A 25149-nucleotide genomic window follows, 5' to 3' on the forward strand; every position below is an offset into this window, starting at 1 on the left:
CCAACTTTACTTCTTAGCTGATATTCCACCTTGATAGGTATACACCAGACTGGCACAGACTGAAAACAAGAAGTAGCTTACTATTACTGCTCTTAGTTCTTTCCAAAAAAACTATTAGCTAGGCCTTTCCTAACATAACTAAAATGGTTTAAATCCCAAAAAACAAAAGCTACCATCAATATAGTTGCGGTAGCTCTCATCAAGTCAATATAGTATTTCTTCACATCAGAGCCAGAACTTGATACCTGCAACAAAAGCAGTATCACGAGTACTTTGCCCATTTAACTTCGCAAATTCGGCTGTATTACCAAATTTATTTGTCCACTCAACGCCAACATAGGGAGCAAACTGGCGGGTAAACTCATAACGAACCCGAAAACCAATAGCACTGCTAGATAAGCCACTACCAAGGTTATTTTGGACGTCATCCTTACCGTAAAGCGTCAACTCTGCTCGTGGTTGAACAATTAACTTTTGAGTAAGTAATAGCTCATACTCAGCTTCGATCGAAAATGCACTATTACCTTGCTCTCCTAAATACGCAGTCATATCAATTTCAAACCAGTAGGGGGCTAGACCTTGTAAACCAAAAGCTAGCCATTTGCGGTTTTCACCTTCGTTATTGTAATCAAGTCGAATACCGACTTGTGTATCCCAATAAGCAGATATTGCGTGGCCCCATAGAAAATCTGTTTGGTTCTCCTCTAAATTACCTTCGCTAAAATCTCCCTCAGTTTTGATGACTAATCTATCAAAAGTAGTGCCATACCATGCCTGAAAGTCAAAAACACCTGCGTTTGTTTGCTCATTATATTCAAGACGATCCCCTAGTAGCGCGTAAAATGAATGCTCATCTGCCAAAGTCAGTCGTTTGTCGCTATTGAGTGCATAAGGACCTTCAGTCAATGTTGTACCTGCGGCATAAGCATGAGGGTCTCTAGCATCTTTAGGTGCATCTCCACCTTGTGCTTGCATTTTAGAATCACCCATCTCAGTCATCTCATCTTTTGCAGATACAGATACACTTATAAGGGGCAAACCTATTAATAATAGTTTTAACGTATTGGTTAGTATTAATTTTCTCATGATACAACTACCTCTCTAAACATACCTGCATCCATGTGGAATAATAAATGGCAATGCCATGCCCAGCGACCTACGTCATGAGGTGTTGTTAAAAAACTAATTCTTTGCGCTGGTTGTACAGGGATAGTATGGCGACGAACCTGTACATCACCTTTTTCATTCTCCAAATCGCTCCACATACCATGCAGGTGCATTGGATGTGTCATCATTGTATCGTTTTGTAAAATAACTCTTAAACGTTGATTATGCTTCATGTGAACTGGCGTGCTTTTTCCAAATTCCAAGCCATCAAATGACCAGCTATAACGCTCCATGTTTCCAGTTAAATGTAATTCAATTTCAGCCTCAGGCTCTTGCTGGCTTGTAATTCCCTCAAGAGAATGTAAATCTGCAAGTGTTAAAACACGGCGTCCATTTTTACGTAAACCTATACCGGGATCATCAAGGTTTGTTCTAGGCATATCAACACGCATATCAACAGAAGCTCCATACTCTGTTTTTGCATGACGCACTTTAGTGCTAGCAACAGCTAATGGGTTTTTAGTCATTCCATGTTTACTATGATCCATTGCCATCGCTCCATGACCCATTGCACTATGATCCATTTTATTAGAATTCATGCCCGACATACCTGCCGTATCAGCCATTGTAGAATGCACACTATCATGGGTCATATTGCCCATCATATCTGTCATCGTTAACCACTCAACGGGGTCTAAAGAAGGTACTGGTGCATCAACGTTAGGTGCCATTGATAAAGTACCTTTAGCATAACCTGAGCGATCCATGCTTTGTGCAAAAATCGTATATGCGTCATTTTTTGGCTCGACAAGTACATCATAAGTTTCACCGGGACCAAATCTAAATTCATCTACTGTCACAGGTTCAACATTTTGTCCATCAGCTTGTACAACTGTTAACTTCAGCTCAGGTATTCTTACATCAAAAAACGTATTGCTAGAACCGTTAATAAATCTAAGCCTAACCTTTTCGCCAGCTTTAAACATTCCACGCCAATTTGTCAAAGGCGCACAACCATTCATTAAAAAAGTCATTGCAGATGCTGATAAGTCTGCAAGATCTGTAGGGTTCATTCTCATTTTATTCCACATTTCCCGGCGTTGTAGCGCATTTGAAACGCTGCTATTTGAAATGTCATCAAAAAACTCTGGAACAGTAGGTTGATTAAAGTTAAATACATCGCTCTGTACTTTTAACTTGCGAAACAAATCCATTGGGTCATCATCAGTCCAATCAGACAATTGGATGACATGCTCATTGTCAGCACTAATAATATCCTTTTCTCTTGGCTCAATAATTAATGCGCCGTACATACCTGTCATTTCTTGAAAACCACTGTGTGAGTGATACCAATATGTGCCGCTTTGTTGCAGCTTAAATTTATAAACAAAGGTTTCACCCGGCATTATACCTTTAAAGCTAATACCCGGTACGCCATCCATTTGATACGGAAGAATGATCCCATGCCAATGAATTGAACTCGGCACTGATAATTTATTCGTTACCCTGATAGTAACGTCATCACCTTCTCTGAGGCGCAAGGTAGGAGCTGGTATTGAGCCATTGATTGTTGTAGCCATTCTTACAACACCTGTGAAGTTTACTGGTGACTCATCTATCACCAGATCTATGACTTCCCCACTTAGTTCGGGCGCAGTACCTGTTGAAGTTCCAGCAAGCAAAGATGAAGCTGCATGAAGAACACTTGGAAAAGCAGCTAATACACCGCCAGCAGCTAATCCTTGTACAAAGCGTCTACGTGGCGTAGAAACTTGATGTAATGGATTGTTATTTCTCATTTTACTCTCCGTTGTTTGAACAATAAATTAATGTGACCAATGAATGTGCTTAATCTTCCATTCACCATTTTGTTTTTCCAGCACCATCGTTTCCATGCCTTGATAATCGCGTTCAACACCTTTATGAGTACCTGTAGTTTGACTGCGCGACGCAGAGATAGCGGTATTTCCAAGTATCGTCACTTGATGTTCAAGTGTGTCGCTCTTCATCGCTGCTAAATACTTCATATCCGACAACATATGATGATGAGCATATTCATCAGCGCTCCTTTCAACGCGGCCTCCCTCGAAAATGGTGACATCATCCGCTAACTGCGCTCTAGCCTGTTTTTGATTGCCAGTTTCAAGTGCTTGATGAAATGCCAAAACAACTTTTGCGGCTGGGGTATCTATACCTTTAAACAAACCTTTGTCTTTGTTCTTATCACCATGAGCGTTTGCTGCGAAACTAAACGTCATTAATAAAACGAGTAATATATTTATTGTTTTCATTTTCATTCTCTCTTTTAGGTTTTAATTTGCAGGGCCAACAACACTAGTAAGCCCAGCCGTTACAGATAAAATGGCAAAAGCTACTACCATTTCTATCGAGATAGATTTAGATAAAGCCTCTCTGCCTTGACTATTTTTAAGTTGTGGAACGAGTATTAGTTTATGTTTAGCAGCAAGTGCCAAAATAGACACTACAAGGGCCAATTTAAACAACAGTGTTTGTCCGTAACTTGAGCTTATTAGTGCATCAAGACTTCCGACCAATTGAATCACGAGCCAGAGGCCTGCTACCAACAATAGGCTCAATGTAAAACTTGCTTGTTTGCCAAAGCTTTCCATCAGCAAATGAAGTTCTGCATAACTTAGCTGATGGCAAGCCTGTTTTAGTGGCAATAACGCCCCAAACCACCATGCCATAACGAGCACATGCAAAATAAGCAAGCCTTTTTCAATTGTGCCTAACTCAGAAATATGACCCAGTAACGTGAATGAGTATGCAAGGATTAATAAACTCAACATTAAAGCGCTTTGTTTTAAGTACGAGTTCACAGCGAGTTTGAACCTTAAAGCTAAAGCGATTATTGCGGTAACTAGCCCAAGCGCTCGAAGCAAAGCTCCAGTGCCGACAGAGGAGTCCCACATAATAGCCAATATATCAGCGTCTATCGCCCCCTGAATTCCCTCTTCTGCCATTGCACCAGTACTGGCAAAGAACCAAGTAATATTAGCGATCAAAGCCATAACTATATAAGTTCTTGTCCACGTTAAATTCGCTATTACAGCATTACTATGAGATTCATTATGCTCAAAAATTTGTCTGAAAAATGTATAGCCGGCAATACAGGCAAAGCCGACGTAAAATACAATTTTTGACAGTACAATGACTGTATTCCAGATATACATTTCCATATCAATCACACAGCCTTACTAATGAACCATAAAGCCGAAGCTATCTTTCATTTTATGTCCATCTTTACCTAAATAGGTCACATCAACGATATAGTTTGTTGGAGCTAATTTAGGTAGTTCCCATGAAAACTCTCTGGAAGCTTCTTTTGATGGTTTAAAGTCAAATTTAATATTTTCACCTTTTTTATTTTTCAACGTAACTTTAACTACACGTACCTCTTTGCTAAATCCCAATGTCAATTTTTCTGGAGTATTCATTAGCATTGCATTATCAGCAGGCACGCTTTTTTCAAGATGCACATGTGCAAATACTGCACTACTAAAAACAACACTGATTATGGTTAAAAGTTTAATTAATGTTTTCATATATACCTCTATTTATTTAATGGATTAACGACTAAATTTATCTTTGAAAATTTGATTACTTGGAATCCCAGCATCTGTAATTATTTTTTCCACTTCACTCATCATTGCTTCTGGACCGCACAAGTAAAACTCAGCCAAATGCAGTTCTGCTTTTTGGTTCATATACGGCAGAAGTACTTTTTGAACATAGCCTGAGTGCCCTTGCCATTCTTCTGAAGGATTAGAAAGAGTAGGAATATAAGAGAAGTTTTTATGCTTCTCACTCAGTGACTTCAATTCATTATGGTATAGCAAGTCATCTTCAGTTCGCGCACCATAGATAAGAGTCAAACCACTTTTATCTTTATGCTTTTTCAACTGTTCAAAAATAATAGACCTCAGTGGTGCAAGTCCTGAACCCGCACCTATAAACACGCGACTAACTTTTTTATTTGAAGTGGCATAAAAATCAGAAAAAGGGCCTCTTGCAGTTATCGTTTCACCTACTTGGAGTGAACCTAAATAACTTGAACCTATTCCTGCTTTAAAACCATTCTTTGCGGTCTGCCAACGGATATTAAACATTAACTCATCAGACTCCTCGTCAAAGTTAACTAATGAGTAGTGGCGAGTTACACCGTTATGAGAAAATTTTCCATGATAGTAGCTATCCCAGTATTTTTCATAGCACTCTGGCATATCATCTGGACGTAAGCTATTCATCCCTGCTGGCACATCAAATTGCATATATGCACCAGCTTTAAATGCCAACTGTTTGCCTGATTTCAGCTTAAATTTCACTTCCTTGATAAAAGGAGTAATGAAATTAGTCGCAACCACAACTAGCTCATGATTTTCAATATTGCGATCAGTATTAACTTCAATCGAACTAATTTCAGAGAACCTATGCTGACATCCAAGCCGATAACCTTCCTTAAGTTGCTCCTGAGATAAATGTTCCTGTTCAGATAGTGTGATAGGTAATTTAGTTGAACTTAAGAACACGCATTTGCCACAAGTACCGCCACCACCGCAACCTGAAGGAAGGTATACATGTGAACTAGCTAGCCCTTCTAATACAGTTGAGCGACCAACTGCTGAGATGTCAGTAATAGTATTTTCATTGGAAAACGTCACTGCCACTTTTTGCCTGTTAGTGCCCCAACCTAGCTTCAGTAAACCACTTCTATACTGTTGTATCAGCCAAGTAACACCAGTAATTGAAAGGAATAGCGTTGCAAAAGCAAATGCAATGATCAACCAATGGTTAAATCCTCCAGAATTGCCATAGTCCATAAAGTGAAGCTTCATCATCAGATCTTTCAATCTGAAATCATCATTGGCATGGCGAAGTACTTGACCTGTAATACTATCTAAATAAATAGTTGTATTGTTCTCATCCTCAACGGCAACTTGCCACATAGGATTTTGCTGCCTTACGTGATCAGAAAACGGAGGTTGAGATAACACTGGAGTAGTTAACTTACCCTGTCCCGAGTAGGAGTTTTTTGCCAAAGTTAGTACTTGTTCTTCAGACAAATTAAATGGCTTTCCTGTTACAGCATCAAATAGCTTTGAGTGGCGCTCTTGATAGCTATGCTGCCCCTTATCGAACACAAAATGATAGTAAGGCTGATGTAAAACCCATATAAGGTTTACTTCCTGCGGAGCATTACTAGTAATGTCTTTAATAGGGAATAGGTCAAAGCCTGTAATGCTACCTTCATGATGAGAATGAACTCTAAGTTCATTACCACTGGCTTTACTGTGATCCATCAAATTGAAGTAAAGGCCCGTTCCCAACCAAATAAGCAGTTGTAAACCAACAAATAAAGAAAGCCACTTGTGTATCGTTGTATTTAACTTAAATAGTCGCATCAAATGACTCTCTTTTTATTTGGGGAAAGCACTCGGTAATAAGTCAATACTGCGCCAGTAATTGCTCCCATTAGACCTAGAGTTGCGACCAAGAACAAAAACCAGTTTGATACGTTTTCTCCATCATAGTAATCCATAATGTGGAACCGCCACATCCAATCAAACAATCGCCAGTAATCATGACGCTTGGCAACAAGTGATCCTGTTTGTTGACTTATATAAAATGTCGGTGTGGAGAATTGCTCAAACGTCACTCTCCAAACAGGTAAATGCCTTGGGGACAACTCAGCAGGCAAGTTTGTCGCTGACTTAATCAACCTTATGCTGTCGATTTGATGATTCAGCGCATAATGGTATTGTGCGATTTCTTTAGCCTTGGTTTCATCTACAAGGGCCTGAACAGCTCCAGTTTTAGCATCTATTGCTACTTTTCCATTTTCTCCATTAATAAAAGAATACAAAGGACGGCCCATACTTTGAGTAAGTGTAACTTGGCTAGCTTTAGGATAATCCGCAGCTAGCTTTACAATGGAGTAATCCATACTTGCTAAATCTATTTTGGCTTCCTCACTCTTAGCCAAGGTTTCGCCGTGTATATAGTGAATATCCATAGTCACCATATACACGCCTGTAATAGACCAGAAGAGGAATTGTATTCCGACAAATGCCATTAGCCATTTGTGATATTTTCTAGCCGTGCTAAGCATTATTCTCAGGCTCCACGTTAGAAAGCTCTTTGTTAAAGGCATTTACTTCAGGCTTTTTAATGATTGAGTAAATTGCAGGGAGTACAATAAGCGTGAGCAGCACAGCACTTGTCATTCCGCCTACCATAGGAGCAGCAATGCGGCTCATGACCTCAGAACCTGTACCAGTACCATATAAAATAGGCATTAAACCTATAATGATTGTAGCTACCGTCATCATTACTGGACGAACTCGTAAGCCAGCACCGTGCAATAATGCATCTTGATATGCATCATCTGAGATGAGTTCTGCTCGCTCCACCGCTTTTTCCTTAAGCTCAGCAAGTGCTTGATTAAGATAAACCAGCATTATCACGCCAATCTCAACCGCAACACCAGCTAGAGCGATAAAGCCCACACCAACAGCTACTGAGAAATTAAACCCTTCTAGATACATCAACCATAACCCACCGATCATTGCCATCGGCAAGGTAACGATAATGATAGCCACTTCACTAAACGCTCTGAAATTCAGGTAAAGCAGAATAACAATAATGGCGAGTGTTAAAGGCAATACATAGGTGAGCTTTTCTTTCGCTCTTTCCATATATTCGTATTGTCCAGCCCAAGTAATTGAATAGCCTGCTGGTAATGTCAGGTTATTTGCTAAGTGTTCTTTAGCATTTTCAACATAAGTACCTACATCAACGCTATCAATATCAATGAAAGTCCAACCATTGATTCTGGCATTCTCACTTTTAATACCCGGTGGGCCATTCTCTACTCGAATATCAGCAACATCACCTAGTGCAATGCGTTGACCACTTGGTGTTACAACAGGTAATCGTGCTAGCTGCTCAGGAGAATCTCGATAATCTTGCGGATAGCGCAGATTAACAGGGTAACGCTCTTGACCTTCTATCGTTTGTGTCACATTCATACCGCCAATCGCAGTAGAAACTACTTGTTGGACATCTTCGATATTTAACCCAAAGCGACTTGATTTATCTCGTGAAATATCAACCTTGATATATCGTCCACCTGCAACTCGTTCAGAGTAAACTGACGCTGTGCCTGTCACTTCTGGCAAGAGTTGTTCTATTTGTTGGCCGATATCCTGAATTACATCAAGTTCTGGTCCGGCGACTTTAATACCGACAGGCGTTTTTATACCTGTAGCTAACATGTCAATGCGGGTCTTGATTGGCATGACCCAAGCATTGGTTAAGCCCGGAAATTTAACCAACTTATCAAACTCAGCTTTTAACGACTCAGTTGTCACGCCTTCTCGCCACTCCTCCCGTGGCTTCAATTGAATAAAGGTTTCAATCATGGTTAGAGGCGCAGGGTCAGTTGCGGTTTCAGCTCGTCCTACTTTACCGAATACATTTTCAACTTCTGGCACAGTGCGAATAAGCTTGTCCGTTTGCTGCAATAACTCTCTTGCTTTACCGATTGAAATGCCGGGATATGTAGTAGGCATATACATAAGGTCGCCTTCATCCAATGGCGGAATGAATTCACTACCAATTTTATCGACAGGCCAAAAACCAACGATAGTCACTAATACTGCTGCGACTATTGTCAATTTTGGAAACTTCATGACTTGCTTTAAAACAGGCATGTAGATAGCAATCAATAATCGATTTAATGGGTTTTTCTTTTCAGAGACGACTTTGCCTCGAATAAAGTAGCCCATCAAAACAGGCACCAATGTTATTGCCAAGCCTGCTGATGCAGCCATTGCATAGGTTTTTGTATAGGCGAGCGGTGAAAACATTCTTCCTTCTTGCGCTTCTAAGATAAACACAGGTAAGAATGAGACAGTTATGATCAGCAAGCTAAAAAATAATGCAGGGCCTACCTCACTCGCAGCCTTAGCTACAATTTGCCAACGGTTTTCATCTGTTAGTGGTGTTTTCTCCATATGTTTATGCATATTTTCAATCATCACTATTGCACCATCAGTCATCGCACCAATAGCAATAGCGATACCGCCTAAAGACATAATATTGGCATTGATGCCTTGCATATACATGATGATGAATGACACCAATATACCTAATGGTAGAGTAACAACTGCCACAATTGATGAGCGAAGATGAAATAGGAAAGCAACACAGACAATAGCCACGACCGCAAGCTCCTCTAGCAACTTGCTCCAAAGGTTATCAACAGCACGATCTATTAACTTCGATCTGTCATAGACAGGGACAACCTCCACCCCCTCTGGTAAAGAAGATTTGAGCGACTCAAGCTTTTCTTTTACCCCATTTATGGTTTGTTGAGCGTTTTCACCAAAGCGCATAACGACAACACCACCAACAACTTCGCCTTCGCCATTAAGTTCTGCGATACCACGGCGCATTTGAGGACCAAGGTTAACGTTGGCAACATCACCAATACGCAACGGCGTGCCTTGTTCGTTAATACCAAGTGGAATTTTCTCTATATCACTAACTGATTGAATATACCCCGTTGCGGTAACCATATATTCAGCTTCAGCCATTTCCACAACGGATGCGCCAGTTTCTTTGTTCCCTTTTTGTAAGGCTATTTGTATTAAACTTAGAGGAATATCGTAAGCTCTCAATTTGTCAGGATCTACTTGCACTTGATACTGCTTAACCATACCACCAACGGCGGCAACTTCGGACACGCCCGGAACAGTTTGTAGTTCATACTTTAAGAACCAGTCTTGAATGCTTCTTAATTGGCTTAGATCATGGTTTCCAGACTTATCTGTTAAAGCGTAAATGTATACCCAACCCACACCTGTTGCATCAGGTCCTAATTGAGGTTTTGCCGAATCAGGCAGGCTTGATGCTACTTGGCTTAAGTATTCAAGTACTCGGCTTCTAGCCCAATACAAATCAGTATCATCATCAAAAATAATGTAGACGTAGGAATCACCAAAGAATGAGTAACCACGAACAGTTTGCGCCCCCGGCACTGATAGCATCGCTGTAGTAAGTGGAAATGTCACTTGATCCTGCACAACTTGTGGTGCCTGTCCCGGATAACTCGTCTTAATTATCACCTGCACATCAGAAAGATCTGGGAGTGCATCTACTGGCGTTTTTTGTAATGAATACAAACCACCAAACGCGATAATTAAGGTAATCAACAAAACAAAGAAACGATTGCCGATAGACCATCTAATAATTGATTCAATCATTATTTTTCTCCCACTTAATGATTAGAATGATCAACAGCAGCTTTATTTTCCTTGCCGTGTTGTTCATCTGATTCAAGAGAGATTTCAGTGATAACTAAGTCATCCCTAACCTCAAAAGTGAAAGTGACATTATCACCAACATTGAAATCAACTATTTCTATATTGTCCGCGACGATAAAATCCATCGTCGCAGCAGGTCTATCCCACTTCTCTATTGGGCCTCGGCTAATATTTAGAATCCGTGTATCAATATCAATCGCATTAATTAAACCTGATACTGTTGCTGATGATACTTCTTCACTCATATCAGCAGGCTCACTCATGATATGAATTCCAGTAACTTCATATCCACCCTCTTCGGTTTTGCTCACTTCAAAGTGCAAAGATTGACCAGACTTCAGTGAATCAATATCTACCTTTTCACCTACATCGAAGTCCATTGTCATTTCAGGCCAATCCCAAGCCTCAGCAGGACCATGAGTAATATTAACCATACGATGTCCCGCCATGACGCTGTTGATTTCGCCTTCCATCCAAACAGAGCTAGGCACTTCGTCATGAGTCATTCGTTTAAAATCAGAGTTTTTACTTGATTCAGAATCAATCAAGAATTGAGCAGATGTCACCACAACATCATCTTCATTAAGACCCTCTAAGATTTCGATACTATCGATATCAACCCGGCCAATTGTCACTTCGATAGACTTAAATTGCCCATCCCCCAAGGCAAGTACAACTCTGTCTTGTTTACCTGTGCGAATGACGGCTTCTTTAGGTACGAGTATCGTGCTATCAGCTTGATTAGCGTGAATAGAGACTTGTGCAAACATGTTTGGTTTTAATTGATAGTCTGGGTTGTCAAACTTCAGTCTCACTCTGAGTGTGCGTGTTTTACTATTCAATGTTGGATAAACATAATCAACGACACCAGCCCAGTCCTCTCCGGGTAAATAATCCAGTGTCATTGATACAGGCAGTCCTTCTTTAATTAAGGCTGCGTCACGTTCAAACACTTCTGCTTCAACCCAAACTTGATCTAGTTGACCAATGCTTAATAAGGTGTTTCCCGGCTTGACATAAAAGCCTTCTCTAATCTTCAAACCGTCAACAACACCTGCTTGTGGTGAATAAAAGGTGATGGTTTGCTGAACTTTTCTAGTCTTTTCTAGCTTTTGAATGAAATCTGCTGAAAGCTGTAACGCTTTAAGGCGATCTTTCGCCGCCGAAATTAAGGAACTATTGTCGCGCTTTAAAGCTATTAAAAGTTCTTCTTGCGCGTTAACTAACTGAGGAGAATACAGTGTATAAAGAGGCTGCCCTTTCTCTACAGGGTTACCTGCCGCTTTGACATAGAGTTTTTCAATCCAACCATCAACACGTGGGTGGATATGAATTAGCTTATCTTCATCATATTGAACGTAACCAACCGTTGATATTTCAGTATGCATATTTTTCAGCTCAACAGGTGCAGTGCGAACCCCTAGGTTATTCACTACATGAGGCGCAATTTTTACTGCTCCGGGACCAAAATCATCACCAGATGATTCTTCCTCATACACAGGAATTAAATCCATCCCCATAGGCGACTTACCGGGCTTGTCCCGGCGGTAATTAGAATCCATCGGTGCAACCCAATACAGAGGCTTTTTCTCTGCTGATGTTGTTTCATCTGTATTACTGTTTGACCCTGCACCTTGATATAAGCTCAATACTCCTGCGCCTAGCGCAGCACCAATGATGATGGCAATAATTGTTTTAGTATTCGTTGACATTATTTTTCTCCAAATTGCTGATTGGATAAGTGCTGATTAGTTTTGTGTGAAGTTTGCATCGACTTATGTTCAGCATTTGAGTTAGATTGAGAACGTGCAAAGAAATAGTTGATACGAGCAACTGTTTTAAGTGCGTCAACATCAATTCTTAAGGCTGATATTCTGGCATTTAATTCTGCGATTCTTGCTCGAACAACTTCGGCAAAATCGCCATCATCATTTGTGTAAGCTGTCAATGACGCTTCTGCTTGGTCATGAGTTTGTTTAAGGAGTTGTTCTTGATAGATAGATTGCCTATCAGATAAACGCTTAAGCTGTCTAAGCTCCTTTTCCACCATACTGATCATTTGCTTTGTCAGTAATAGTTTCTCGGTTTTAATAGTCTCTGAATCTGCAATAGAAGCTGCAACTTGCTTATCTTGTCTGTTCTCGGTGAACAAGGGTAAATCAAACGTTACTCCAACAGAAAATAAATCAGCTCGGCTATCACCAGAGGGCATATTGTCCCGATAGGCATAACTAGCATTAACACCCCATTGCGGTTCATATTGCTGTTTAGCTAACTCAACTGCTTTTTCTGAAGCTTTGCGTTTTATATCAATTGCAAGTATGGCTGGGTGATTCGAAAGCTCCTGAGCCAATAGATTTCTTGAGTAATTAGATGCTTTTAGGACTGTTGAATTGTTCAAATGAATTGCAGGCAACTTTTTAGAAACCCTAAACTCTAATGGTTGCGTATCAAAGTTAAATGATTCATTCAAGCCAGCAGCATCGTAGATATGAAGCCACTCATTAAGGCGAGCGATTGTTGTTTCTAGTTTCTGCTTTTGCGAAGTTAATCGGTCATCTAACTGCACGATTTCCAATTGAGCACGAATAACATCTTGTTGTCTGGTTTTACCAACAACATTTGAGTAGCTAGCTTTAGTAACTTCCGCCATCTGCTCAAAGAGCGCCCAATCCGCTTCAATCAATTTAATGGTTTGTTGAGCTAAGTAAGCATCTAACCATAACTGTGATACTTGGCTTATCAGTTTAGCCTTACGATCCTCTCGTAGCAGTGGAAATTTCGTTGACTCAATTTTTAATTGCTCTTGTTTAATCTTTAAACTATCACCTCTAGGAAACATTTGAGAAACACCAACCTTTAGTTGAGTCATTCCTTCCTGATCTAAGTCCCAAGTATCTGTTGGTAAATTCATTATCCCTAGTGATACTTTGGGGTCAGGCAAAGTACCTGAAGCGATACTTCTATTTTCAACCGCGCTTTGTTTTAACCGACTCCCATGAAGCCAAGGATCATTTTGCTGAGCCAAGGTGATAGCTTGTTCAAGTGACACTACTTTCTCAGCTTGAGCTGAGAATACAGACAAGCCGAGCATTAGCGAAGTTGAAATTAGAGTAAGGCTTGAAACATTTAATCTCATTAGAATTGCTCCTCATAAGCCTTAACTTCTGCATATACTTTACTCGTTCCATCTTTAAATAAAATTAATACGTTATATGACATAAAGCGGTCGCCGACTTCCATACCAGGAGAGCCAACAGGCATTGCTGGGACAGATAATCCAATCGCATTGGGGTGCTCTTCTGACAAGAACTTCTGAATAAACTTAGCGGGTACATGACCTTCAAAGGCAAATCCATTTCTACTCACTGCCGTGTGGCATGAACGGTAATTAGGTTTGATACCATACTTAGTTTTGATGTTGCCGATGTTTCGGAAATCTTTGGAATGCGCAACGATCCCTTTGTCTTCAATATGAGTTATCCATTTTTTACAACACCCACAAGTTGGGGTTTTATAAACGATTAACTCCAAAGGTGTTACGTCGTTATTGTGTGCATGCTTATGTTCATTGGAGTTTGCAAACGCAGGTGAAAGCAGCATTAGAACTGCTATTTTTAAATACTTATTGATCATTTTTGCCCCCAGACATCGCTGGAAAATAGCTATAGCGCTACGACGCTATATTGACTAACAGAAAAATTAATTACATGTGCGCGAAATTTAGACGCACTAATCCTGTATTAGGCAAAAATTGGTGGACGATAAAGGGAAGTGGAAATTGAATGAGGTTGTTTAGATTGCATAGCAGCTACAGATTCACTCAATATTTGAATATCTGTCGAGTCAACACTGGAATTTAGGACTGTCGTAGATGAGCAAGCATTTGCAGGACAAATACATTCAACGTCACAACAATCTTCTGATTGACCATTACTGCTTTTATTCATATCACCATGATCCATCTTCATGTGTGATTCGTGAGAACCTAATGACATTTCGCAAGACATAGCAGAATAAGCAAATGCTTGCCCTACAAAGGCAAATAGCATAAGCGTTATTACTAAGACTTTTGAAAATGCTTTAGACATAAAATCCTCATAAAAATACACCTCTTATATTAATATAAATTTTCGAATAAGTAAATTGATATCATCAAAACATTTATGAGTTATTTTGTTAAAGTTAATTTTAACGGATGCTATAAAAACCGCTCTTAAGCTTAATGTTTATATCCAAGTTCATGTCTTAAATAGCTTTTTAGGTTCATTTTTGGCAATAATTGAGCCCAATCATAGGCTGTTCATTTTTTTGAATATAGCATTCAAAACAGCTTCCATATTCACATATCATTTAATGAATTGTCTGAGTGATATCTATGTATTCGAAACTATCGTCATAACATCTACCTACAACATAATTTGTACCTTTTAGCTTATCCTTGCTGAATTGGATAATATTATGAGAATGCGTTAGTAACTCACCATTTAACTGCCATGTAGTCGCAGCAATTCGACCATCCGAGTCATTACAGTTGAGATGTAATTCAAACACTTGATCTGTTTCATGCATATTAATACTACCGGTTGGTTTCTGATTTGGTATCACGCTCACTTCAAATGACTGCGAACCTGTCTGACCAAACTCAGTTTCAACATCAACGCGGATAGTATGATCACCAACTGATAAATCTCCAATACTTTCTCTATAGCGCTTGCTTTCCATGACAAGCTCGCCATCCAAGTACCATTTATACACTGAAACTCTATCATCTGGATGTGAAAGCCATACACGAGATCTAAGTGATACATCTAATGGATATCTCAGGTATTCATTACTGAATGTACGCACGATCTCAATTTCTAATGGGGTTGGAGGTAAAACTTCTACAATTTGGCTTACTTCTTTGCTTTGTCCCCTGCTGTTAGTAACCCTAAATGTGAGATTTTTCATTCCTTCTTGGGAAAACTGCAGAGTAAACTTGCCGTCATCTTGATTTAACACTTTAACTCCGGGTGTTTTTAGTAGCTCATATGTATACTCGACGCCAGGAGCAAAATGACGCTCTAAGCCTACCCATGCAATATGTTTAGAAGGCATATAATTTACTGTAGCTGGCATGTTTAGTTCAATTTCAGGAAACTCGTATGTCCAGCTTTTCACACGAACTCTAGTCTCGTTGATTGTCTCTTGCTTTGACCCCTCTACCCAAGCTTGGTAGGTCAGAATAAAGTTTCTTCCTTCAAGAAGATTTTCACTAAATGTCAGGTCAAATTCACTATCATTTATTACTTTCCCATCCGGTAACACCCATTGGTTTTGAGTCCTACCATTAATAGACTCAGTTCTTGTGAAAGAGCTTCCTTTAATGTGGTGTGTAGAGCCGACTTCGACTAGATCAGGGACATCTAAATCAAAATAGAATCGTGGCGCTCTTAAGAAGTAGTATCGCGCCCTAGCTTCGACAAAAGCTTCATCACCCAAACTACTGTCACTTGCTATCCCGTTATATTTCATTCGGGCATTGATATCTCTTCCTGTAAAGTCATCTTTATAGAATGAGATTTCTGCTGGACCTGTGAACCAAGACTTACGATTATCAGTTGACCACTCGATAACACCATCCCCATTTTGAACGAGGTTATCTCCGTCATACAAAACGAACTTTGCAGCTTCATTAAATAGAACTTCATTAGTTTGTTGAATTAATAGTTCAGGTTTTTCATAAGCAACAACTTTTAGAGTACCGCTAGTTGACCATTCGCCTGTAAACTTATTTTCAACTTTAACTCTCAAGTATTCAATTTCTTCGTTTTCATATCGCTTACGCCAACGTAAAGTATCTTTATGTTCTGTAGACTCCCTCCAATCTGAACCGTTACTTGAAACTTCCCACACAACTCGGCCAAGTGATCCAACATCTGCTCGGTCTTCAGGTGAGTAAATTGCTGAAGCTCTCAATGGTATCCGGCCCTTAATTAAGCCATCCTTTAGCTCCCCTTCAATTTTAGTGCCTTTGTACACAATAAAGTATGCACGAGCAGACTGAATATAGTACTCATAATCAGGTATAGGTGTTTTTGCTTTTGCTACTGCAACATAAATTCCACTTTCTTCGCCAATAACTTCCATTGGCATTTTTATGAAGGCTTCTCCTTTCTCATCTATTGTGACAGTTTCTGTTAATGGTTCAGGTATATTTCTTCTGTCATACTTACCTATGTAAACTTCCCATTCACCCATTGAACTTTTGTCATAAACCCATCCATCGATTCGATTGTAATTCCCAAGGTTGATTTTAGCCGTTACTTCATCGGTAGATAGGATCTGATCATCTTGAAAATCTAGATTAACGCCAAGTGTGCTATCAGGAACCACTAAAGCTTTAATGCTTTGGGATGCATTTATTTCTGGCATTCTATGGTACTTAACGTTGTAATCGATAGGGAATACTTCCCATAGATTGCGTTCAACTTCAAAAGGCATATCGAACCTACCAGATGTTCTAAATATTTCACCTGTTCTTGTAGAAGGGTTTTTCGGAAATGTTTGGCTAACCCCTTTGGTGTAGAATGTCATATCTAATGAACCAGGGCTCGATACAGTACCCATTCTGACAATTTCACCACCCGAGTATTCAACTGGATAAAAACCGTTTATAAGTTCTCGCCTTGAGCTAGCTTCAACTGAAATCCCTGTTGGTTCCTGAGAAGAAATCAGTGTCTTTTCATTAGGTATGATCAGCGTTTCACCAAACTCATTAATTATTTCGATATCGCTTTCAATTTCTACAAGCGCTTTGTCTAAATAACCAACAGCCGATGGTGTTCTACCTCGCAATGATATTTCAAAGCCTTCTGGTAAATTAACCCAATTGAATATGCAACTTTTAACACCTTTGCGCGCATATTTAACCGCGAGGTCTCTTTCACTATAGAACCGGCACTCTTCGCCGCTCACTTGTTCAGAATCTAAATAAACCAATTCAATTAGTCTGAACGGTAGATAGTCGTTTTCACGATGCTTTATATCAAACGACATAGGAGCAAAGACAACATTTAGATCATAATTAAATTTATCACCTGAAGAGTTTTTAACTACAACACTAATTTCTGCATTATCTTTTGGTGATAACAGCTGAGTTAAGCCATTAATAGTGACAATACCGTCACCAACAGAATTTAAACTTAATGGCACGCCGTTTGATTGTACACTCTCAATAGTGACACCATTTACGTAGCCATTAAACCCTGCTACTAACAGTTCACTATCAAAGTAGAACTCATCATCTTCCTCCATACTTTGGCTGTTTCTGAAAATAGAAATTGATGGCTGCTTACGAGATAAGAATGCAGCGTTTTTAAATTCTTTTTTATCTGATTTTGAATATAAGTACTTTGAAGTAACCGTAATATCGTAGTGTCCATCTGGTACACTCTGCACATCAGCTGTATAAATAAACTTGTTATTAATAACTTCAGGCCCGGTTAGATTTTTTACTATTACAGTTTCACCTTCAGTAATATTATCGTTTTTAAAAAGAGTAGTACCGTCAAATTCAAGTTCCTTAAGGACTTCGTGCGAACTACTAACTTTAAACTCAAGTTCAATCGATTTAGGAAGCCACCATGTACCTGATATAGCTGGAGACGGTTTATCAAATACAACTCTCGCTGTTTCGTTCTCAACATCTATAGAAGCGCCTAACAAGCCAAAGCTCAATGGCAAACCACTAGCCCTTGCATTAACTTTTACTTGCTCTACCCGAGAGTATGCATATTCCCAACTTACAATGGCCTGTGAGTTTATTTCTTTATCAGTAAAGTACTTATTAATTGAATTTACCTTAAACTGGTGAGAAACAATGCCATCCTCATAGCCAATGTAATTTTTATTTCCAAGGAAATAAGGAGTGATATTTATTGTGCAGGATGTACTTCCAGCATTTATTAAACAACTCCCCAAATTATCGACAATCACCTGTTGTGAATAATTAACTGGCTTAGTAGTGATTGAAATGGCTTTAACCTGAGCGTTTGGATCGTGATTGACATCGCTATTATTGTCGATCCATTTATTCCCTACATAAATAGAATATTTTGTTAGTTCAGGCGCAATTGGGGCCTCGACGTTAAAAGAAGTAGTTCCAGACTTGATTAGTGTTTTCTCTTTCTCTGCGCCAAAATAGGCAAACACTTTATACCCAACAGGCACAACTCCGCTCATTCTCAATCGACCTTTAAGAGAAAAGTTATCTCTATCAAGCTCATCCATACCAACCCATTCAAAATAACACTTTCCAGATACATTTTTGTTGGTACCAATTGCAACCGCTTCATTGGTCACAATGTCACAGAAACCTGAAAACTTAGTTTGGACTGCTTCAAAACTAGACTCTTTTACGTGAGATACTAATCGACCACCTAAATTGTTAATCTTAAACTCGATTTCATCTTGAACTTTATTTAGTGTGATTGTTCTGGAATATAAATGTCCCAGAGTATCCTTGACCGTAACTTTTATTGTATTTAAGCCATTTTTGAAAATAACAGTGTCAGGTATTGTGGCCACACCAATTTTTGGCTTGTTAAAAGCAACGTTAGAAGAATTAACTTGAATCGATACCAGGTCAACGTCATCTGTAAATGAATTGAAAGTTGAAATTACCAGCTCTTGATTGTATGCAAAGTTACTGCTGTTATTTTGCTTAACACCTGATTTGAAAATATCAATTTTGGGGGCAGTTTTGTTAATTCTTAACCCATTAAAATTTTGGTTAGAAGGGATGCCACTTGAATTTGTGAAAGCCACAGAAGCACCATAATAACCATCTTCAATTTGCGTCATATCGAACGTGTAAACATATGCACCATTTACACTTTCTCTCTTAGTGCTCGTAATAGTCTTATTTGCAGTAACTAGTGAGCCATCTTTTGTATATAGAACATTCCCGCTATAGGTGATGCCACTTGAAATGGTTGGCTGACTATTTCGGCTGAATTTTACATTTAACTCAGATGGGGCCCACCAATCGCCAACAATCTCGCTTGAAGGCTTATTTAAAACGAGTTTAGCTGTGTTATTCGAAACTTGAATTGATTTGCTATTAACGTTTATTGTCTTTGTAGTCGCATAACTAGCAGGCATTGAATTAACCTCAAAAAGGTCAATTTTTGTTGGTTGGTAATTCCAAGGAACAGTTAAAGCGTGTTTGGTGTTACTAACTCCCCAATAACTATTACTCGAATCAACTGACACTTGATAGCTTAAAGAGCCCACTTTATTTGAAATAGCATCACCAAGCTTTATTTCTGAAAATGAAATATCGCATAAAGTAGCGCCACTTACTACTGTACAGCTACCAAGCGATGGTATAGATACCTTCTGACTGTAATCCCTTGCTTCAACATTAACTCTAACTGCAGAAAACTTGTTTGCGGGGTTGTAATTGGTATGGCTACCTACGCTTTTCCATGAGTTTCCAAGCTTAACTGAGTATCTTTGGACAGTGGGCTTAACTGGAGCTGCAAAATTGAAAATAAAGTTTTTTGTATCAACTAACTTTTTAGCTTTTGCTGACCCTGAATAATAATAAATTGAGTAGCCAATACTATTCGGACCTGAATTGGAGGCGACGCCTTCAACTTTAAATCCATCAATTGAATAACCGGCTGTGTTATTCCATTCAAATAAACAATATCCAGCGCTTAAGGTTCCCCCTTGTAATGCTAAATTGTTATCTGTAGTGACAGTACAGTAATCGTCTATAACAGTTTGGCGAGCCTCAAGCTTGAAGTTTCTTACGTTTGAAATAAGTGTGCCTGATTTGTTCTCGATGACAAATTCTGGTTTGTAGACATTCATCGTTCCTTTGATAGTTGTGATAGCAATAGCGCTAAATGAAAACATCAAAGTAGTTAAAGCCGCTGCCTTTAAATAACTCATTATTAGACCTTGTTGGAATTACTCAGAGTTAACTTACCAACTTAGCCAATCAATAAAGCCTGAAAAAAAATTGAAATAGAAGAAAAATTCGTTTTATTAATTTTGGAAGGGAATGATTAAAGAAATTTCCAACCAACCCTAGTCAAACTGCACTATCACATTTAACTTTGTCATTAAAAGCAACAAAGAAAATAGCATACATCGATATGCATAAAGTTGTTTCTGAATAGATTGCAACAGTCTTCCATATGGGAAATTTTGCCATGACTGGATACAAGCTTAACCAAAACACAGTGTAAATTGATAAAGTAAACATAGCTGGTTTAATGATCTTCTGTGGAAGAAGATGTTTAAACTTAACTAAGATTAATCCACTGCACTGTTCAACTTTAACAGTGCAGTCCCCATAACCAATATATGTACTGCCCCTTACTGCTCGATTAAAAGAGTTTCAACAACTTCTTCCGTCGTATTGCTTTTGATTCTAATTTTTTTAGCGTGTTTGTTGAGCGACACAATTTCATCACAGAACCCTTCTGTTGGGTATAACGTGTACTTGTAATCGATAACCTTACCTTCATCGTCTTTTACAGCAGCTATATCATACTTCTCTAAAATGCCAGCATTAATAAGGTCTTTCATTGTTGAAGTCATATTTCTGCGAATAGCGATTAAGCGATTTTCAGTGATGTCTTCTGACTCAATAGAGCCAAACTTAATCATTATTCTTACAAGCATGAAGTGATACGTCTTTTCGGGGCTGGCGTATCTAAACAATGTATAAAGTCTGGTTGTAAGCCAGCTAGATAAGGTTCTCTTAAATTGTTGCGCCTGGTTAAAGTAATATCCTTTATAAGATACAGTTTCAATTTGCTGAGCCATGTACTCATTAAGAAATACAATGCATCTCTGAGTGCTTGGCCCTTTTTTACCAGAAAAATGAATTGACCCCAGATAAGGCATTTTTGCTTCATTTGTTTCTACTTCACCATTTGAGCTGGTGCTGTAGTTAAAAGACAGTTGACTCCCTGACAGGATTAGTAGCGCTTCCTTTAAATCTGGATAAGATAATGATTGATTAACTGACTTAAGCTCTGCATTTAGTTCATTCATTTTAAAATGAATTGCGTAACGAGTGCCGCTTGCGTTATTAATCTTAGAAATATTGCCTTTAGTTGCAAGTGATATAAGCGCCCTTTCTACCTTTTCTTCGCGGTCAGATGGCCAAGCAACATAGTCAGTTTCTTTACCTTTGATTACAGCTGGTGAAATTTGTAATTCACCGGTGTATTCAACACCATCCAACTTATCAGAAATAGAACGAGAATTAACGAGCCTTTCTGGTGCTTGTCTAATTGGGTATATGGTAGTTTTAACTCTTACAAAACGAGACCATAAATCATATAAAGGAAAGGTATTTGATAACGAATTTGATTTCAAACCTTCAAAATGCACATCAGTAAAGAGTTTGAGCTGCTCAACCTCAGCGGCTTCCTGAACTACTAGCCCTTTAGTGCTGATAGTCTCTGGCAAATTATTTATTGTAAGTTTGTTTTTGCTCATACCGAAATTCCCGCATACTTGAATTTCAAATATATCAAATCGCTATATAAATAACACAGTAAAATGCACCATTATTAAAAAACTCTTTATAATCATTAAGATAATAGAGTGCAACTGTGATCTGACTACCTATTAAGCCTATTAAAAATAACGTGTAATTGCGATCTGGTAGATTGAGTAACAGTATGAATAACGTGTAACTGCGATCTGAGTTCAAAACCTATCTATTTGATTAACGTGTAAATGCGATCTGAGGTGAAGATTTAGTTCAAAAATAACGTGTAAATACGATCTGGGATGAAAATTGAGGCCGAAAAATAACGTGTAAATGCGATCTGGGATGAAATTTGAGGCCATAGAATAACGTGTAACTGCGATCTGGGATGAAATTTGAAGTCATAAAATAACGTGTAAATGCGATCTGACACAAAAATTTAGCTCATAAAATAAAGTGTAAATGCGATCTGAGAAGCTACATAACTACTGAATAACGTGTAATTAGGGTCTGAGATTTATTTTCAGTATATTATTTCATCAACTTACTTCTGTGTACCCGATGTGAACTTAAAACTATTGGTCAAAAATAAATCGGAAGAATTTGCTCTAAAAAGGACAGAGAAATTACAAAATAAAGTGTAAAACCGATCTGAAAAATAAAACACATATATTTCAGTGATTTACAGAATTGTACCACACGCAAACAAAGGTAACGGGCGAAAAAAAACTTTTTTCAAATGAAAATTCACTAAACTTCTGTAGTATGGATTCAGCAGGGCTGTGAATAACCCCCTAAAAAAAGGTGTAATTGCGATCTGAGAAGCGTGCAATTGCGATCTGGTACAGTAATTTGGCCTATTTTCAATCATTTCGAATAAAAATCAAACTGTGGTTGTGAATAAAATAAAGTGTAAATGCGATCTTGAGCAATGTCGTTGTGGATATTTTACAGGCAACCCTTTATAACTTGTTGATAATAATATCAATATGAGTACCAATAACGTGTAGCTGCGATCTAAGTAAGGTGTAATTGCGATCTAAATAACGTGTAATTGCGATCTCATTTATTTTTTATTAGCTATAAAAATCAATAAGTTAATAACACAATCCACAGCGCTAACCTAAAGATCTAACCTATATATTTAACCATCATTATCCTTAATATTTATTCTTAGCTCTCAACAAATCAAATTAAAAATGATATTTGGTATTTAAAAAGAACTAAGCTCAATACCTTTAGCTAATTAGTTCTTTGCAAAATGCACGATGTAATTTAGCTGTCATTCTGTTGTTAAATAAACAATAGAAGGCATATTCATGAATTTTTCAATCTCACTCTCTACCGCAAAACATCTGTTTGTGGATGCTTGTGGTGTAGCAAATGGGTCAAAATGCAACATATCTGCGTTGGATTATATCCACGTCTCATTAATTGGCGGCATAGCAGAAGTGCTAGGAACGGACACTCAATCGATTGTTAGGCAATCTTCACCAATTGATGCGTTTGAAGATTATGAGATTTGTATCAAAGCCAAAAAACTTAATACTTTTATAAGTAGCTTTACCGATGAAAGTAAGCCACTAAAATTTCAATTCGATGAAGATAAAGTAATTGTTAAACATGGTCGTTCAAGAGCTTCAATAGCTACAATGTCATGCGATAGCTACAATGTCATGCGATAGCTACAATGTCATGCGATAGCTACCCTATTCCCAAAATTGTAATTCCTAATGGCTTTCAATTTTCTTGTGATGCAGAATCATTTAAGTCTGCTATTTCTGGTATTTTTTATGCCAAGGCGAATAACGATGTAAGGCCGTTCCTAAATCATATTAACTTTTCTATAAATTTTCATCAGATGAAGTTATACACTAGTGATGGTCATAGATTGGCTAAGGATATTATTCAGTTAGAAAATTCTGTAGATGATTTGAATGGTATCTTGCCATTTAAGCTTGCTGAAATGCTTCTACAAGCACAGCCTGATGGTAATTTGGGCTTTTTCTTTGATGTGAGCCACTTCTATTGGTCAGCTGAAGGAACAGTATATGGCACAAACTTTCTCATAAAGGTATTTTTTGGTATATAAGTTATAACGCCAAGACGAACTTTTCAATTATCTACCCTGCCCTTCTTTTTTGTTTGGAAAAAGATAAACAAGGAGAACCAAATGGGTTAATTGTGTTTGCTTTGCCAAGTAATCAACGACCTAATGAAAATACGCATTTGTATCATGCGCCACTGATGAATATTTATTCGAATGGAGTTGTTTGCCAAGGAAATGCAACTTTACCCAAAAAGAACACATCAATTACTGAATGAAGGCATGAATGATGTTGAGAAAACTGTACTGGCCTCAAACTTCACTCACGTTAACCTCGAAAAGACCCTTAACGCAAAGGAAGTTGTAACAACGCAAAATTTGCTCGCATTTTGGAGCGCTAAAGCCAACACAAAGAGCCTAAGCAATGCAAAAGTAAGAATGCGAGAGTTAAATCGATTTATGCGTTTGGGAGAGTTTTTAAGCTCGGCCTTGTGAATATTTCACATTCAAATTAATAGTGAATAATTCACATTGTATGCCCGGTCACATTAAAGGGGTAAAAAATGAACACGTTTTCAATTCCATCAGAGTGGATTTCTAAACCATTTAATGTATCAGTAATTTGTGCGGGTGGTACAGGATATGCGTTTTTATCGAAAATTCACCGAGAAAACCCCGTGATCAGAGCGAAGTGATGTCGCGGGGATGAGTCTGTGTCACCCCTGCTCTTGAATATATTTTCGTATTATCTCTGCACTAGCATTTCCTACAGAACACACAAAGTATCCATCCGACCAAAATGTTTTCTCTTTCTAAAATTGGTTTTTGAGGTAAGGAAATGATTTCCAGATTTTAGTAGTTGTCGCTTGTTTGATCCTCCTTGCGTACTGGCCTACAGAATATCGAGTGCCGATTGTAATCAGCATATGAATGTGATCTTTATCTATTTCAATCTCTTCGATCCTGAAGTCAGAAGATAGAGAAACATCGAAAACCGTTTTCTTAACAAACTCACCCAGATTTCCGTTTAGTAAAGGTTTTCTGTACTTAACTACCAGAATTAAATGAGGTGCAATTAAATATTTGCAGTGAGATTTAGTTTCATATTCCAACTTGACAACTCGACCTTATACAGTAGTCTATAA

Annotated in this window: 17 protein-coding genes and 1 pseudogene; 3 read left to right on the top strand and 15 right to left on the bottom strand. The window is 38.4% G+C overall.

What is annotated here, in order from left to right:
- Positions 1 to 225 precede the first annotated feature (225 nt).
- From JIG37_RS08390 to JIG37_RS08455, 14 genes are all read right to left on the bottom strand, one after another.
- Positions 226 to 1086, bottom strand: coding sequence for a copper resistance protein B (locus tag JIG37_RS08390; RefSeq protein ID WP_045979601.1), 861 nt, complete (start codon positions 1084 to 1086; stop codon positions 226 to 228).
- On the bottom strand, positions 1083 to 2906 hold the full coding sequence (locus JIG37_RS08395; protein ID WP_045979602.1) for a copper resistance system multicopper oxidase: 1824 nt from the start codon (positions 2904 to 2906) through the stop codon (positions 1083 to 1085). The genes JIG37_RS08390 and JIG37_RS08395 overlap by 4 nt, the downstream gene beginning before the upstream one ends.
- Positions 2907 to 2933: 27 nt before the next feature.
- Complete coding sequence (locus JIG37_RS08400) at positions 2934 to 3404, bottom strand: nuclear transport factor 2 family protein (RefSeq protein WP_008467847.1); 471 nt, start codon at positions 3402 to 3404, stop codon at positions 2934 to 2936.
- 15 nt (positions 3405 to 3419) lie between these two features.
- Positions 3420 to 4307, bottom strand: coding sequence for a CopD family protein (locus JIG37_RS08405; RefSeq protein ID WP_045979603.1), 888 nt, complete (start codon positions 4305 to 4307; stop codon positions 3420 to 3422).
- Positions 4308 to 4325: 18 nt separating this feature from the next.
- A complete protein-coding gene (locus tag JIG37_RS08410; protein WP_016708251.1) occupies positions 4326 to 4673 on the bottom strand; it encodes a copper resistance CopC family protein in 348 nt (115 codons plus the stop codon).
- A gap of 24 nt (positions 4674 to 4697) precedes the next feature.
- Entirely contained in the window at positions 4698 to 6530 is a 1833-nt protein-coding gene (locus tag JIG37_RS08415; protein ID WP_045979604.1) for a 2Fe-2S iron-sulfur cluster-binding protein, read from the bottom strand.
- Positions 6530 to 7141 carry a PepSY domain-containing protein gene (locus JIG37_RS08420; RefSeq protein WP_226899251.1) on the bottom strand — a complete coding sequence of 204 codons (612 nt, stop codon included), beginning with the start codon at positions 7139 to 7141 and terminating at the stop codon, positions 6530 to 6532. The genes JIG37_RS08415 and JIG37_RS08420 overlap by 1 nt, the downstream gene beginning before the upstream one ends.
- Positions 7142 to 7229: 88 nt before the next feature.
- On the bottom strand, positions 7230 to 10394 hold the full coding sequence (locus JIG37_RS08425; protein WP_055022009.1) for an efflux RND transporter permease subunit: 3165 nt from the start codon (positions 10392 to 10394) through the stop codon (positions 7230 to 7232).
- A gap of 14 nt (positions 10395 to 10408) precedes the next feature.
- Complete coding sequence (locus JIG37_RS08430) at positions 10409 to 12166, bottom strand: efflux RND transporter periplasmic adaptor subunit (protein WP_055022008.1); 1758 nt, start codon at positions 12164 to 12166, stop codon at positions 10409 to 10411.
- Entirely contained in the window at positions 12166 to 13593 is a 1428-nt protein-coding gene (locus JIG37_RS08435) for a TolC family protein (RefSeq protein ID WP_055022007.1), read from the bottom strand. Before JIG37_RS08435 ends, JIG37_RS08430 begins: the two co-directional genes overlap by 1 nt.
- A complete protein-coding gene (locus tag JIG37_RS08440; RefSeq protein ID WP_055022006.1) occupies positions 13593 to 14090 on the bottom strand; it encodes a DUF411 domain-containing protein in 498 nt (165 codons plus the stop codon). The genes JIG37_RS08435 and JIG37_RS08440 overlap by 1 nt, the downstream gene beginning before the upstream one ends.
- 107 nt (positions 14091 to 14197) lie before the next feature.
- On the bottom strand, positions 14198 to 14545 hold the full coding sequence (locus tag JIG37_RS08445; protein WP_055022005.1) for a hypothetical protein: 348 nt from the start codon (positions 14543 to 14545) through the stop codon (positions 14198 to 14200).
- 262 nt (positions 14546 to 14807) lie between these two features.
- Positions 14808 to 20399 (bottom strand): hypothetical protein, encoded by a 5592-nt coding sequence (locus JIG37_RS08450; RefSeq protein ID WP_199529177.1) that lies wholly within the window; start codon positions 20397 to 20399, stop codon positions 14808 to 14810.
- Between the two features lie 429 nt (positions 20400 to 20828).
- Positions 20829 to 21962 carry a hypothetical protein gene (locus JIG37_RS08455; protein ID WP_055022003.1) on the bottom strand — a complete coding sequence of 378 codons (1134 nt, stop codon included), beginning with the start codon at positions 21960 to 21962 and terminating at the stop codon, positions 20829 to 20831.
- A 1314-nt stretch (positions 21963 to 23276) separates the two neighbouring features.
- On the opposite strand from JIG37_RS08455, the gene JIG37_RS08460 reads away from it, so the two are divergent.
- The 3 genes from JIG37_RS08460 to JIG37_RS22840 all read left to right on the top strand — a co-directional run bounded on the left by JIG37_RS08460 (position 23277) and on the right by JIG37_RS22840 (position 24699).
- Entirely contained in the window at positions 23277 to 23642 is a 366-nt protein-coding gene (locus JIG37_RS08460) for a hypothetical protein (RefSeq protein WP_199529178.1), read from the top strand.
- 5 nt (positions 23643 to 23647) lie between these two features.
- Positions 23648 to 24049, top strand: a complete 402-nt coding sequence (locus JIG37_RS08465; RefSeq protein ID WP_199529179.1) for a hypothetical protein — start codon at positions 23648 to 23650, stop codon at positions 24047 to 24049.
- Positions 24050 to 24567: 518 nt separating this feature from the next.
- Positions 24568 to 24699, top strand: coding sequence for a hypothetical protein (locus JIG37_RS22840; RefSeq protein WP_268833887.1), 132 nt, complete (start codon positions 24568 to 24570; stop codon positions 24697 to 24699).
- Between the two features lie 21 nt (positions 24700 to 24720).
- Here the strand turns inward: JIG37_RS22840 and tnpA are convergent.
- A pseudogene (tnpA, locus tag JIG37_RS08480) lies at positions 24721 to 25116 on the bottom strand (IS200/IS605 family transposase).
- Between the last annotated feature and the right edge of the window lie 33 nt (positions 25117 to 25149).

This window comes from Pseudoalteromonas sp. bablab_jr010 (assembly GCF_016464105.1).
GTDB lineage: Bacteria > Pseudomonadota > Gammaproteobacteria > Enterobacterales > Alteromonadaceae > Pseudoalteromonas > Pseudoalteromonas simplex.

Bases quoted from the DNA above. Each gene is read 5' to 3' on its own strand.
- JIG37_RS22840 (WP_268833887.1), top strand. From the start codon at position 24,568: ATGAACACGTTTTCAATTCCATCAGAGTGGATTTCTAAACCATTTAAT.
- JIG37_RS08410 (WP_016708251.1), bottom strand. From the start codon at position 4,673: ATGAAAACATTAATTAAACTTTTAACCATAATCAGTGTTGTTTTTAGT.
- JIG37_RS08395 (WP_045979602.1), bottom strand. From the start codon at position 2,906: ATGAGAAATAACAATCCATTACATCAAGTTTCTACGCCACGTAGACGC.
- JIG37_RS08400 (WP_008467847.1), bottom strand. From the start codon at position 3,404: ATGAAAATGAAAACAATAAATATATTACTCGTTTTATTAATGACGTTT.
- JIG37_RS08450 (WP_199529177.1), bottom strand. From the start codon at position 20,399: ATGAGTTATTTAAAGGCAGCGGCTTTAACTACTTTGATGTTTTCATTT.
- JIG37_RS08430 (WP_055022008.1), bottom strand. From the start codon at position 12,166: ATGTCAACGAATACTAAAACAATTATTGCCATCATCATTGGTGCTGCG.
- JIG37_RS08460 (WP_199529178.1), top strand. From the start codon at position 23,277: ATGAATTTTTCAATCTCACTCTCTACCGCAAAACATCTGTTTGTGGAT.
- JIG37_RS08415 (WP_045979604.1), bottom strand. From the start codon at position 6,530: ATGCGACTATTTAAGTTAAATACAACGATACACAAGTGGCTTTCTTTA.
- JIG37_RS08425 (WP_055022009.1), bottom strand. From the start codon at position 10,394: ATGATTGAATCAATTATTAGATGGTCTATCGGCAATCGTTTCTTTGTT.
- JIG37_RS08445 (WP_055022005.1), bottom strand. From the start codon at position 14,545: ATGTCTAAAGCATTTTCAAAAGTCTTAGTAATAACGCTTATGCTATTT.
- JIG37_RS08440 (WP_055022006.1), bottom strand. From the start codon at position 14,090: ATGATCAATAAGTATTTAAAAATAGCAGTTCTAATGCTGCTTTCACCT.
- JIG37_RS08390 (WP_045979601.1), bottom strand. From the start codon at position 1,086: ATGAGAAAATTAATACTAACCAATACGTTAAAACTATTATTAATAGGT.
- JIG37_RS08465 (WP_199529179.1), top strand. From the start codon at position 23,648: ATGTCATGCGATAGCTACCCTATTCCCAAAATTGTAATTCCTAATGGC.
- JIG37_RS08405 (WP_045979603.1), bottom strand. From the start codon at position 4,307: ATGGAAATGTATATCTGGAATACAGTCATTGTACTGTCAAAAATTGTA.
- JIG37_RS08420 (WP_226899251.1), bottom strand. From the start codon at position 7,141: ATGGATATTCACTATATACACGGCGAAACCTTGGCTAAGAGTGAGGAA.
- JIG37_RS08455 (WP_055022003.1), bottom strand. From the start codon at position 21,962: ATGAGCAAAAACAAACTTACAATAAATAATTTGCCAGAGACTATCAGC.
- JIG37_RS08435 (WP_055022007.1), bottom strand. From the start codon at position 13,593: ATGAGATTAAATGTTTCAAGCCTTACTCTAATTTCAACTTCGCTAATG.